Here is a 12212-nt window from a genome sequence, read left to right on the forward strand (position 1 = left end):
GGTCAGGCCGGCGCGTCCACCACCTGCAGGCGCACCCGCTTGTTCCCCTTGCCCTTCGACTCGGTGCCCGTCACGCGGACGGCCCCGACCTCGGCGGTGCTCGCCACGTGCGTGCCGCCGTCGGCCTGCTTGTCCAGCCCGACGATGTCGATCACGCGCAGCGGGTCGATCTCCCGGGGGATCAGGTTCGCGGCCGTGCGGATCAGCGCCGGGTCGGCGTCCGCGGCGTCGCGGCCGAGGAACTCGACCACCACGGCCCGCGCCGCCGCCAGCTCCTCGTTGATCCGGCTCTCCAGCCGCTTGCCCAGCTCGGTCGAGATCGACTCGAGCGGGAAGTCCAGGCGGCCGGACCCGGGCTCCATGTTGCCGCCGGTGACCGGGATCGCGAACTCCGACCACACCACCCCGCACAGCACGTGCAGGGCCGTGTGGGTGCGCATGAGCAGGTGCCGGCGCGACCAGTCGATCTCCCCGGCCAGCTCGGCGCCCGTGCCCGGCAGCTCGGGCGCGTCGACCCAGTGCCAGATCCGGCCGCCCTCGCGCTTCACCCTCGTGACGGCGACCGCGCCGCCACCCCAGTCGAGCGTGCCGAGGTCGTGCGGCTGGCCGCCGCCGCCCGGGTAGAACGCCGTGCGGGCGAGCGCGACGCGCCCGGCGTCCCGGTCGACCTCGGTGATCGCGGCCTCGAACGAGCGGCGGTAGGCGTCGGTGGCGAAGAGCTCCTCGGTCACGCCGCGACACTAGGACGTCGGCCACCCCGGCTCGCACACCGGTTGTGGTGCTCACGCACCGACTGCAGTCGGTGTGCGAGCGCTGAAGTCGGTGTGCGAGCGATCGGCGCGGCGCGGACGCGACGGCCGACGCCGGTCGCACACCGATCGTGGTGCTCACGCACCGACTGCAGTCGGTGCGTGAGGGCTGAAGTCGGTGTGCGAGCGCGCCGCGTGGCCGCGGTCAGCCGGCGGCGAGCAGGACGTCGGTGTCGAAGCAGGTGCGGGTGCCGGTGTGGCAGGCCGCGCCGGTCTGGTCGACGACCACGAGCAGGGCGTCGCCGTCGCAGTCCAGGCGCACCTCGTGCACGTGCTGGACGTTGCCGGAGGTCGCGCCCTTCACCCAGTACTCCTCGCGGGAGCGCGACCAGTACGTGGCCCGGCCGGTGGTCAGGGTGCGGTGCAGCGCCTCGTCGTCCATCCAGGCGACCATCAGCACCTCGCCGGTGCCGCGCTGCTGGACGACCGCGCAGACCAGGCCGTCCGGGGTGCGCTTGAGCCGGGCGGCGATCCCGGCGTCGAGCGCCGACTCCACCACGCGCGGCATCACCGCACCTCCACGTCCGCGGCGCGCAGGCCGTCCTTGACGTCCTTGATCCGCAGCTGTCCGAAGTGGAAGACGCTCGCGGCGAGCACCGCGTCGGCCCCGGCGCGGACCGCGGGCGGGAAGTGCGCAGGAGCGCCCGCCCCACCGCTCGCGATCACCGGCACGTCCACCCGGGCGCGCACCGCGGCGATCATCTCCAGGTCGAAGCCGGCCCGGGTGCCGTCGGCGTCCATCGAGTTGAGCAGGATCTCCCCCACGCCCAGCTCCTGGCCGCGGGCCGCCCAGTCGACGGCGTCGATGCCGGTGCCGCGGCGCCCGCCGTGCGTGGTGACCTCCCAGCCCGACGGCGTGGGCTCACCGCCCTCGGGCACCTTGCGGGCGTCGACCGACAGCACGATGCACTGGGCCCCGAACCGGCGGCTGGCCTCGTGCAGCAGCTCCGGGCGCAGGATCGCCGCGGTGTTGATGCCGACCTTGTCGGCGCCGGCCCGCAGCAGCGTGTCGACGTCGTCGGCGGACCGCACGCCACCGCCGACCGTGAGCGGGATGAACACCTGCTCGGCGGTGCGCCGCACGACGTCGAGCATCGTGGCCCGCTCCCCGGAGGAGGCGGTGACGTCGAGGAAGGTCAGCTCGTCGGCGCCCTCGGCGTCGTAGACCGCGGCCATCTCGACGGGATCGCCCGCATCGCGCAGGTCGGTGAAGTTGACGCCCTTGACCACCCGCCCGGCGTCGACGTCCAGGCAGGGGATGACGCGGACGGCGACCCCCATCAGCCCGCCGCCCGTCCCGCCGGCCGCACCGCGCGCACCGCTTCGAGGGCCTCGGGGAGGGTGAACCGGCCGGCGTAGAGCGCCTTCCCCACGATCGAGCCCTCCACGTTGACGCCGGTGGCCGCCAGCTCGGCCAGCGCCACCAGGTCGGCCACCTCCGAGATGCCGCCGGAGGCGATCACCGGTGCGGACGTGGCCGCGGCGACGTCGCGCATCAGGTCGAGGTTGGGGCCGCGCAGCATGCCGTCCTTGCTGACGTCGGTGACGACGTAGCGGGCGCAACCGTCGCGGTCCAGCCGCTCCAGCACCTCCCACAGGTCACCGCCGTCGCGGGTCCAGCCGCGGGCGGCGAGCCGGTGCTGCCCGTCGACGATCCGCACGTCCAGCCCGACCGCGATCCGCTCGCCGTGCCGCGCGATCGCCCGCGCACACCACTGCGGGTCCTCGAGCGCGGCGGTGCCCAGGTTGACCCGGGCGCATCCGGTGCCCAGCGCGCGCTCCAGGGACGCGTCGTCGCGGATGCCACCGGAGAGCTCCACGGCGACGTCCAGCTCACCGACGACCCCGGCGAGCAGCTCGGCGTTGGACCCGCGGCCGAACGCCGCGTCGAGGTCGACGAGGTGGATCCACTCCGCGCCGTCGCGCTGCCACTGCAGCGCCGCCTCACGGGGGGCGCCGTAACCGGTCTCGGTGCCGGCCTCGCCCTGCACCAGGCGGACGGCCTGACCGTCGGCGACGTCGACGGCGGGAAGCAACGTGAAACTCACCGGTCAAGCCTACCGACCGGGTACGCGGCGACCCGGGCCGCGCGCCGTGGCTGCGCGCAAAGGGGGCAAGCCGTTGGACGAGCGGCACACCCGTACAGCCCTGTCGGACGAGCGCGCCGTTCGTCCGATGGAGAGGGCTATCCGACGACGTCGCGCAGCCAGTTGCGCAGCACCGTGGCGCCGGCGTCGCCGGACTTCTCCGGGTGGAACTGCGTGGCCGCGAGCGGGCCGTTCTCCACCGCGGCCACGAAGTCCTCGCCGTGGTGGGCCCAGGTGACCAGCGGCGGCGCCAAGACGTCGGACTCCTCCAGCTCCCAGCGCCGCACGCCGAAGGAGTGCACGAAGTAGAAGCGCGTGTCGGGGTCCATGCCGGCGAAGAGCGTGGAGCCGGCCGGGGCCCGCACGGTGTTCCAGCCCATGTGCGGCAGCACGTCGGCCTTGATCTGCTCGACGGTGCCGGGCCACTGCCCGCACCCCTCGGTGCGCTCGCCCCACTCGACGCCCAGGTCGAACAGCACCTGCATGCCCACGCAGATCCCCAGCACCGGGCGGCCGCCCGCGAGTCGGCGCTCGATGATCCGCGGACCGCCGACCCCGGCCAGGCCCGCCATGCAGGCGGCGAAGGCGCCGACCCCGGGGACGACGAGGCCGTCGGCCTCCAGCGCGGCATGCGGATCGGCCGTGACCGTGACATCGGCACCCACGCGCTGCAGCGCGCGTTCCGCGGAACGCAGGTTGCCCGATCCGTAGTCCAGCACGACGATCCTCGACACGCCCTCCAGGGTACGGCGTCGCCCGGGACCGGCGAGCGGGCCGGAGCCGCAACCCGGCGGACCACCGAACGGACGATCGCTGCGGTGGCGGGATCCGGTCGGATGGACGACCGTTCACGGTGTGGACGAGCGGACGGGCCGCTGCTCGCGGCGCGGGTTCCTGCGGGGCACCCTCCTCACCGGTTCCCTCGCGGTCACCGGCGGTTGCTCGGCCCTCGGGCTCGGCGACACCCTGGCCCGGATCAGGGACGAGCAGGTGGTCCGGATCGGGATCGCGGACGAACGCCCCTACTCCTACCTGGAGGGCGACCGGGTCGAGGGTGCGATCGCGGCGGTGCACCGCGAGGTGTTCCGGCGGATCGGCGACATCGAGATCGACGCGGTGGTCACGCCGTTCGGCGAACTCGTCGAGGCGCTCAACGGAGGCACGGTCGACGTCGTCGCGGCCGGCATGTTCGTCACCGCCGACCGCTGCGAGCTGGTGGCGTTCTCCGCACCCGTCTACTGCGCCCCGACGGGTCTGCTGGTCGCGGCCGGCAACCCGCTCGGGCTGGACGACCTCGGGTCCGTGGCCCGCACCGGGGCGTCGCTGGCCGTGCTCGCCGGTGCCGTCGAGCGGGAGTACGCCCTGGCCGCCGGAGTGCCGGCGGACAGGATCATCCTGGTCGGGACACCCGAGGACGGGCTGGCGGCCGTCGCGGACGGCGATGTCGACGCGCTCGCCCTGACCGCCATCTCCCTGCGCAGCCTGCTCGCACCCCCCGGTGGTCCGGCACCGACCGGGGTCGAGCTGCTCGCGCCGTTCGCGCCCGTGATCGGTGGAGAACCGCGGCTCGGCTGCGGAGCGGCCGCCTTCCGCAGGCCCGACGAGACGCTGCGCGCCGAGTTCGACGACGTACTGGCCGCGCTGCGGGACGAGGGCGCCCTGCTGGAGCTGATGGCGCCGTTCGGGTTCACCCGGGACGAGATGCCGGATCCGGGGGTGACCACCGAACAGCTCTGCCGGGTCGAGCACGGCGCGGGGACGGAGCTGGACCCGCTACCGCGCTAGCGGGTGACCACCCGTGAATCCGCTCGCCGGAGGTCAGCGCGCGGGCGGGGCGCGCGCCGGGGAGCCGCTCCGGAACGGGATCCGCATGACGAACGGCACTTTCGTCGGCTAGGTACCGACGAGAGTGCCGTTCGTCCGGGTGGGAGCCCTCCGATTTGCCGATCATGAGCTTGGGGAGCCGGTCTCGCCCCTCCTGGATGCGGAGCGCGCAACATCCGCACTGCGACCGGGTGACACGCCGCGCTGCGCCCGCCACCCCGGCTGCCTAACCTCGCTCCATGAGCGTGGAGGAGTCCGAGCAGGGCGCCCCGCAGCGCCCCGCAGCCGCGGGGTGGCGCTCGGGCGTCGACCTCCCGGTCGCGGTGGCCGCCGTCGCGCTGACGTTGCTGTTCCTGCTGGCGGGGCTGCTGTTCACCGACGAGGTCCGGGTCGGTGCCTCGCACATCTACACGTTCATCGCCGAGAAGTTCGGCTGGGTCTACGTCCTGTCCACGGCGGGGTTCGTCGCCTTCATCCTGTTCATCGGGTTCAGCCGGTACGGGCGGATCCGGCTCGGCAGCGCGGACAGCAGGCCGGAGTACTCGTCGTTCTCCTGGATCTCGATGATGTTCGCGCTCGGCGTCGGCATCGGACTGATCTTCTACGGGGCCGCCGAACCCGCCCTGCTCTACACCGCGCCCCCGCCCGGCGGCCCGGCGCCGCGCACCGACGAGGCCGCGACCGTGGCGATGCAGTACTCGCTGTTCCACTGGGGCCTGCACGTGTGGGCGTTCTTCGGGGTGGCCGGGCTCGCGCTGGCCTACTCCGTCCACAACAAGGGCAGGCCGTCGCTGGTGACCTCGACGCTGCGGTCGCTGCTCGGGTCCCGCACGGAGACGGCGACGGGCCGCGCGATCGACACCTGGGTCATCGTGACCACGCTCGTCGGCAACGCGGTGACACTGGGGCTGGGGACCCTGCAGATCGTGGCCGGGCTCGGGTTCGTCGCGGGCCTCCAGAGATCGACGTGGCTGCTGGTGGTCGTCGTCGGTGTCCTCACGGTCGGCTTCCTGTTCTCCGCCGTGGCCGGCGTGGACCGGGGGATCAAGCGGCTCGCGGACTTCAACTCACTGCTGGCCATGGCGCTGCTGGTGTACCTGTTCGTGCTCGGTCCGATCGCGTTCATCCTCAACCTGATGTCCGAGGTGATCGGCGGCTACCTGTTCAACCTCATCCCGATGGCCTTCGAGACCGGCGCGTTCGACGACGGCACGTGGATGCAGAACTGGACCGTCTTCTTCTGGGCGTGGGGCATCTCCTGGGCGCCCTACGTCGGCTCGTTCCTCGCCAAGATCTCCCGGGGACGCACGATCAAGGAGTACGTCCTCGGCGTGCTGGTGGCTCCGACGGTGGCCACGGTGGTGTGGTTCGCGGTCGTCGGTGGCACGGCGCTGAACCTGCAGCTGACCGGGCAGCGCGACGTGGGCGCCGCGGCGGCGGAGAGCCCGCAGGCTGCGCTGTTCACCGTGCTCGAGGAGTTCCCCGCGAGCACCGTCACGAGCATCGCCGTGATCATCCTCGCCGCGGTCTTCTTCGTCAGCGGTGCCGACGCGGGCGCGATCGTGCTCGGCACGTTCTCCTCGAAGGGCGATCCCGACCCGCACCGGTGGCTGGTGCTGGTGTTCGGCACCCTGATCGGTCTCGTGGCGCTCGCGCTGCTGGTCATCGGCGGCCTGGACGCCCTGCAGTGGGGCGCGATCGTGGCGGCGTCACCGTTCGTGCTGATCCTGGTCGCGATGTGCGCCGGGTTGATGGTCGACCTGCGCCGCGACGTGCGGGCGGATCCGGCGCTCGCCCCGCGGACCCGCGGGCGGGCCTGAGGGGCCGGCGGCCGGTCAGGCCCGGCGGGACCAGAGGCCCGCCGCGTCGGTGCCGGGCCGGAACCCGCAGCCCAACGCCACGTCCGCGGCGGCGGCGAACCCGTTCGCGAGGTCGGCGGGCCGGTGCGCGTCGCTGCCGAAGGACACCGCGTCGCCGCCGGCGTCGGCCCACCAGGCCACCAGCTCGGGCGCGAGCGGCACCCGGGTGTTGATCTCCAGGGCGCGCCCGCTCGCCGCGAGCACGGTCAGGACCGCGCGGAACTCCTCCTCGAAGTCCGCCGGCCGGAACGGGCCGGCGTCCACGGGCCAGTGCCGCACCGGGTAGTCGATGTGGGCGAGCACGGAGAACGGGGCGTCCGAGGCGGCCATCACCGCGGCCTCCGCCAGGTAGGAGCGCACCACGTCGGCGGCCGCGGTGTCGCCCATCGCGTGGTCGACCAGGCGCGGCTCAGCGCGCCCGCCGACCGAGTGCACCGACCCGAGCACGCGGTGGAACCGCCCGCCGGCGAGCAGTGCCGCCGTCTGCTCCGGGTGCCAGTGCGGCTCCGACAGCTCGACGCCGGACAGGATCCGCAGCTCGGGATACCGCTCGCGGCAGCGCTGCAGGCACGCCAGGTAGCCCTCGACGTCGAGCGGGCGCGGCGCCACCCGGCCGTCCGGACGCAACCAGCGCGCCAGCACGTCGGGCATCGCGTCGCCGGGCCGCACGACCCAGGGCGTCAGGTCGGCGTGCTCGGTGAACGCCACCGACGGCAGCCGCAGCTGCTCCGCCCGCGCGCAGGTGGCGTCCATGGCGCCCTCGACGGCGTCCCAGGACCACTCGGTGTGGACGTGATTGTCACCGGGGAGATCCGGTACCTCGCTCAGAGCGTGCCCTTCGTCGAGGCGATCCCGGTCAGCCGGGTGTCCGGCTCCACCGCCGCGCGCAGGGCGCGGGCGATCGCCTTGAACTCGGCCTCGGTGACGTGGTGCGGGTCCCGCCCGCCCGCCACGCGCACGTGCAGCGCGAGGTGGCCGTGGAAGGCCAGCGACTCGAAGACGTGCCGGTTGAGCACCGTGGGGTAGTGCCCGCCGACGACGAAGCCCTGCATCACGTCCGGCTCGCCGGTGTGCAGCGTGTACGGGCGCCCGGACACGTCGACGACGGCCTGCGCGAGCGCCTCGTCCATCGGGATCCAGGCGTCGCCGAAGCGGCGGATGCCCTTCTTGTCCCCCAGCGCCTCCCGGATCGCCTGGCCGAGCACGATCGCGACGTCCTCGACGGTGTGGTGGACGTCGATCTCGATGTCACCGGTGGCGCGGACGGTGAGGTCGAACGCGCCGTGCTTGCCGAACGCGTCGAGCATGTGGTCGTAGAACGGGACGCCGGTGCTGATCTCGGTGGTGCCGGAGCCGTCGAGGTCGATCTCGACGAGCACCTTCGACTCCTTGGTGACGCGCTCGACGCGCCCGATCCGACTCACATCAGCTCCTTGTCCGCGACGTCGACTGCGATCTGCAGGAACGCGTCGTTCTCCTCCGGCGTGCCGATCGTGACGCGCAGGTGCTCGGCGATCCCGACGTCGCGGATGAGCACCCCGCGGTCGAGGAAGGCGCGCCAGGCGCGCGGGGCGTCGGCGAAGCGGCCGAACAGCACGAAGTTGGCGTCGCTGGGCACCACGGAGTAGCCCGCCGCGGCCAGCGCCGGGACCACGCGGTCGCGCTCCGCGCGCAGCAGCGCCACCGAACCCAGGGTGGCGTCCGCGTGGCGCAGGGCGGCCCGCGCCGCGGCCTGCGTGGGCGCGGACAGGTGGTAGGGCAGGCGCACCAGCTGCAGCGCGTCGACGACGGCGGGCGCGGCGGCCAGGTAGCCCAGCCGCCCCCCGGCGAAGGCGAACGCCTTGCTCATCGTGCGGCACACCACGAGCTTGTGGCCGTGGCCGGCCAGCAGGGAGATGGCGCTGGGCCGGTCGGAGAACTCGGCGTAGGCCTCGTCGACGACCACGAGCCCGGGGGCGGCGTCGACCAGCACGGCCAGCTCGTCGGGCTCGATGCTCTGCCCGGTGGGGTTGTTCGGGCTGGTGAGGAACGTCAGGTCGGGAGCCTGCTCGCGCAGTACGGACGCGGCCTCGCGGACGTCGAGGGAGAAGTCCGAGCGGCGGGGCGCGGGCAGCCACTCGGTGCGCGTGCCCGAGGCGATGATCGGGTGCATCGAGTACGACGGCTCGAACCCGACGGCTACCCGGCCCGGCCCGCCGAACGCCTGCATGAGCTGCTGCAGGACCTCGTTCGAACCGTTCGCGACCCAGATGTTGGCGCAGGACAGCGCCACGTCGGTGGCCCCGGACAGGTACGCGGCGAGGTCCGTGCGCAACCCGACCGCGTTGCGGTCCGGGTAGCGGTGCAGCTCCTCCGCGACCGTGTGCACGGCCTTGGTGATGTCGGCGACCAGCTCCGGCGGCGGCGGGTAGGGGTTCTCGTTGGTGTTGAGCCGCACCGCGACGTCCAGCTGCGGGGCGCCGTACGGGCTGCGACCGCGCAGGTCCTCGCGCAGCGGCAGGTCGTCGAGGGTGACCTCGCCCCCGACCGCGTTCTGGACCGCGGTCATCGGGCGAACCTCGCCGTGACCGCTTCCCCGTGCGCGGGCAGGTCCTCGGCGCCGGCGAGGGTGACGACCTGGTCGGCCACCTCGCGCAGCGCCTCCTCCGTGTACTCCACGACGTGCACGCCGCGCAGGAAGGTCTGCACCGACAGGCCCGCGGAGTGCCGCGCGCACCCACCGGTGGGCAGCACGTGGTTGGAGCCGGCGCAGTAGTCGCCCAGCGACACCGGGGCGTAGGGGCCGATGAAGATCGCGCCCGCGTTGCGCACCCGGAAGCCGACCTCGCGCGCGTCGCGGGTCTGGATCTCCAGGTGCTCGGCGGCGTAGGCGTCCACGACGGTGAGCCCGGCGTCGATGTCGTCGACGAGCACGGTGCCCGACTGCGGCCCGCCGAGCGCCTCCCGGATGCGCTCGGTGTGCTTGGTGGCCGCGACCCGGGTGGCCAGCTCGCGGTCGACCGCGTCGGCCAGCTCGACGGAGTCGGTGACCAGCACCGACGCGGCGGCCGGGTCGTGCTCGGCCTGGCTGATCAGGTCGACGGCGACGTGCACCGGGTCGGCGGTGTCGTCGGCGAGCACGGCGATCTCGGTGGTGCCGGCCTCGGCGTCGATGCCGATCAGGCCGCGCAGCAGCCGCTTGGCCGCGGTGACGTAGATGTTGCCCGGGCCGGTGACCATGTCGACCGGCTCCAGCTCGGCGCCGTCGGTGTCGGTGCCGCCGTGGGCGAGCAGCGCGACGGCCTGCGCTCCGCCGACCGCCCAGACCTCCTCGACGCCCAGCATCGCGGCCGCGGCCAGGACCGTGGGGTGGGGCAGCCCGCCGTGCTCGGCCTGCGGCGGGGACGCGAGCACGATCGACTCGACGCCCGCGGCCTGCGCAGGCACCACGTTCATCACGACGCTGGACGGGTAGACGGCCAGCCCACCCGGGGCGTAGAGGCCCACCCGGCGCACCGGCACGAACCGCTCGGTGACGGTGCCGCCCGGCGCCACCTGCGTGACGAGGTCGGTGCGGCGCTGGTCGCCGTGCACGGCCCGCGCCCGCGCGATCGAGGTCTGCAGCGCCTCCCGCACGCCCGGGTCGAGCGCCGACAGCGCGCCCTGCAGCGTCTGGGCCGGCACCCGCACCGCGCTCGGCCGCACCCGGTCGAACCTCTCCGCGAGCTCCAGCGCCGCCTCGGCGCCGCGCTCGCGCACGTCCTCCACGATCGGCCGCACCTGGTGCAGCACGGCGTCGACGTCCTGCTCGGCCCGCGGCAGCAGCCCCCGGAGGCGGGCGGTGCGGGGCAGGGGTGCGGAGCGCAGGTCGAGGCGACGGAGCATGGGCCCCAGGGTAATGCGGTCCAGCGGGCGTACCGGCGTGACGTGCGCCGGGGGTGGCTGATCACGCGTCGCGGCCCGCCCCGCGGGTACGCCGCGGGCATGAAGGCGATCGCGTTCCGGCGGTACGGCGGCCCCGAGGTGCTCGAGCCGATGGAGCTCCCGGAGCCGAAGGTCGGCCCGGACTGGGTGTTGATCCGCGCGAAGGCGGCGTCGGTGAACCCGGTGGACTGGAAGGTCCGCGAGGGCGGGCTCGACGCCCTCATCCCGGCGCACTTCCCGGTGGTCCCCGGCTGGGACGTGGCTGGGGTCGTCGAGCGGGTCGGGCCCGCGGTGACGGGCCTGCGCCCTGGCGAGGAGGTGGTCGCCTACAACCGCCAGGACCACCTGCAGTGGGGCACGTACGCCGAGCTGGTGGCCGCCCCGCTGCGCACCGTGGCCCCGGCACCGTCCGCGGCGACCTGGGAGCAGGCCGGGGCGCTCCCCCTGGCCGGCCTCACCGCCTACCAGGCACTCGTCGAGCGGCTCGAGGTGCGGGCGGGCGAGACCGTGCTCGTGCACGCCGCGTCCGGCGGCGTCGGGCGGATGGCGGTGCAGATCGCGCGCGTGCTCGGCGCCGAGGTGATCGGGACGGCGGGTGGGCGCAACCACGAGCGGCTGCGCGAGCTGGGCGCCACTCCGGTGACCTACGGCGACGGGCTCGTCGACCGCGTGCGGGCGCTGCGACCCGACGGCGTGGACGCCGTGCTCGACCTCGCCGGTGGCCGGGCCCTCGAGGACAGCCCGGAGGTCGTCCGCGACCGCTTCCGGATCACCTCGGTCGTCGATCCGGGCGTGCTCGACATGGGCGGGCAGTACCTGTTCGTGCGACCCGACCGCGAGCACCTGACCCGGCTGGCCGAGTGGGTGGACGAGGGGCACCTGCAGATCGACGTCGGGGCCACGCTGCCGCTCGCCGAGGCCGCGGAGGCGCAGCGGGTGCAGGAGGCGGGCGAGGTGCAGGGCAAGGTGGTGCTGACGATCTGACGCGGCTCTGCGCTACTCGACCGCCATCCCGAGGGCTGCGGCTGCGGCGGCCTGGCGGTGGTCCCGCGTCACGAGCACCACCGGTTCTCCCCCCGCCAGCTCGGCTGCCGTGGTGCGGGCGACGGCGAGGTGCAGGGCATCGGGGCTGCGCAGCGGGTGCTGCGCCACGAGCGCGGTGGCGAGCCCGAACACGGCCTCGGGCTGCAGGCGCAGCAGCGCGACCGGGCCGTCCTCGGCGCAGTCGGCGTCGACCACGGTGAGCAGCGCCGCCGGGTCCGGCAGTCGGCCGGCCCGGTGGGCGGCGTGGGCCGCGCTCGCCAGCTCCAGCCGGGTCAGCTCGCTCGTCACGACCGGATCGGCCCCCTCCAGGAGCAGGGCGCGCAGCTCCTCGTGGTCCGGCTCGTCGGGGAAGTAGCAGCGCACGAGCGCCGACGTGTCGGCATAGCGCAGCATCAGCGGGCGTCGCGGTCGGCGGCGAGCGCGTCGCTCACCGGCGTCCCCAGCCCCTCCAGGCCGGCGAGCACCTCCTGCCGCGGACGCGCGGTGACGGGCCGGGGCGGGAGGACCCGCAGCCCGGACCGGTCGATCCGGCGCCGGACGGACTGCGCGTCGTCCTCCACCGCGGCCGCGAGCACGCCGGCGACGAGGTCGTTCAGGGAACGGTCCTGCTCCGCCGCGCACTGCTTGAGGCGACGGTGCAGGTCGTCGTCGATCCGGGCGATCAGCTGCTTCACGGCGACGATGAT

The 12212-nt window shown here is 74.2% G+C and carries 14 protein-coding genes; 3 read left to right on the forward strand and 11 right to left on the reverse strand.

Translation table 11 applies throughout. The features are described 5' to 3' along the window. Window positions 1–2: 2 nt before the first annotated feature. The 5 genes from FB558_RS03805 to hisH form a co-directional block, all read right to left on the reverse strand. Complete coding sequence (locus tag FB558_RS03805) at window positions 3–731, reverse strand: alanyl-tRNA editing protein (RefSeq protein ID WP_142048138.1); 729 nt, start codon at window positions 729–731, stop codon at window positions 3–5. 223 nt (window positions 732–954) lie between these two features. Then, window positions 955–1305, reverse strand: a complete 351-nt coding sequence (gene hisI / locus FB558_RS03810) for a phosphoribosyl-AMP cyclohydrolase (RefSeq protein ID WP_142053658.1) — start codon at window positions 1303–1305, stop codon at window positions 955–957. Window positions 1306–1316: 11 nt separating this feature from the next. Then, window positions 1317–2090 carry an imidazole glycerol phosphate synthase subunit HisF gene (gene hisF, locus FB558_RS03815; RefSeq protein WP_142048140.1) on the reverse strand — a complete coding sequence of 258 codons (774 nt, stop codon included), beginning with the start codon at window positions 2088–2090 and terminating at the stop codon, window positions 1317–1319. Continuing rightward, a complete protein-coding gene (gene priA / locus FB558_RS03820) occupies window positions 2090–2857 on the reverse strand; it encodes a bifunctional 1-(5-phosphoribosyl)-5-((5-phosphoribosylamino)methylideneamino)imidazole-4-carboxamide isomerase/phosphoribosylanthranilate isomerase PriA (protein WP_142048142.1) in 768 nt (255 codons plus the stop codon). Before priA ends, hisF begins: the two co-directional genes overlap by 1 nt. Before the next feature lie 137 nt (window positions 2858–2994). Continuing rightward, window positions 2995–3630: an imidazole glycerol phosphate synthase subunit HisH gene (gene hisH, locus FB558_RS03825; protein WP_142048144.1), complete on the reverse strand. Its 636-nt coding sequence runs from the start codon at window positions 3628–3630 to the stop codon at window positions 2995–2997. A 121-nt stretch (window positions 3631–3751) separates the two neighbouring features. Between hisH and FB558_RS03830 the strand changes: the two genes are divergently transcribed. After that, on the forward strand, window positions 3752–4681 hold the full coding sequence (locus FB558_RS03830) for a transporter substrate-binding domain-containing protein (protein ID WP_170231171.1): 930 nt from the start codon (window positions 3752–3754) through the stop codon (window positions 4679–4681). A 278-nt stretch (window positions 4682–4959) separates the two neighbouring features. Further along, window positions 4960–6540, forward strand: a complete 1581-nt coding sequence (locus FB558_RS03835) for a BCCT family transporter (protein WP_142048148.1) — start codon at window positions 4960–4962, stop codon at window positions 6538–6540. A 15-nt stretch (window positions 6541–6555) separates the two neighbouring features. Here the strand turns inward: FB558_RS03835 and FB558_RS03840 are convergent, their stop codons facing one another. Genes FB558_RS03840 through hisD form a run of 4 tightly spaced genes read right to left on the reverse strand, consistent with a single transcriptional unit; the run spans window position 6556 to window position 10443 of the window. Further along, entirely contained in the window at window positions 6556–7407 is an 852-nt protein-coding gene (locus FB558_RS03840; protein WP_281288613.1) for a PHP domain-containing protein, read from the reverse strand. Next, window positions 7404–8003: an imidazoleglycerol-phosphate dehydratase HisB gene (hisB, locus tag FB558_RS03845; RefSeq protein WP_142048152.1), complete on the reverse strand. Its 600-nt coding sequence runs from the start codon at window positions 8001–8003 to the stop codon at window positions 7404–7406. Before hisB ends, FB558_RS03840 begins: the two co-directional genes overlap by 4 nt. After that, a complete protein-coding gene (locus FB558_RS03850) occupies window positions 8000–9127 on the reverse strand; it encodes a histidinol-phosphate transaminase (RefSeq protein WP_142048154.1) in 1128 nt (375 codons plus the stop codon). The genes hisB and FB558_RS03850 overlap by 4 nt, the downstream gene beginning before the upstream one ends. Then, window positions 9124–10443 carry a histidinol dehydrogenase gene (hisD, locus tag FB558_RS03855; protein WP_142048156.1) on the reverse strand — a complete coding sequence of 440 codons (1320 nt, stop codon included), beginning with the start codon at window positions 10441–10443 and terminating at the stop codon, window positions 9124–9126. Before hisD ends, FB558_RS03850 begins: the two co-directional genes overlap by 4 nt. 42 nt (window positions 10444–10485) lie before the next feature. On the opposite strand from hisD, the gene FB558_RS03860 reads away from it, so the two are divergent. Further along, window positions 10486–11466, forward strand: a complete 981-nt coding sequence (locus FB558_RS03860) for an NADP-dependent oxidoreductase (RefSeq protein ID WP_342787279.1) — start codon at window positions 10486–10488, stop codon at window positions 11464–11466. A 12-nt stretch (window positions 11467–11478) separates the two neighbouring features. Here the strand turns inward: FB558_RS03860 and FB558_RS03865 are convergent, their stop codons facing one another. Both FB558_RS03865 and FB558_RS03870 read right to left on the reverse strand, forming a co-directional pair. Further along, on the reverse strand, window positions 11479–11919 hold the full coding sequence (locus FB558_RS03865; RefSeq protein WP_142048157.1) for a type II toxin-antitoxin system VapC family toxin: 441 nt from the start codon (window positions 11917–11919) through the stop codon (window positions 11479–11481). Then, window positions 11919–12200: a toxin-antitoxin system HicB family antitoxin gene (locus FB558_RS03870; RefSeq protein ID WP_170231172.1), complete on the reverse strand. Its 282-nt coding sequence runs from the start codon at window positions 12198–12200 to the stop codon at window positions 11919–11921. Before FB558_RS03870 ends, FB558_RS03865 begins: the two co-directional genes overlap by 1 nt. Window positions 12201–12212: the final 12 nt, after the last annotated feature.

Origin of the sequence: Pseudonocardia kunmingensis, assembly GCF_006716445.1 — a bacterium.
Taxonomy (GTDB): domain Bacteria; phylum Actinomycetota; class Actinomycetes; order Mycobacteriales; family Pseudonocardiaceae; genus Pseudonocardia; species Pseudonocardia kunmingensis.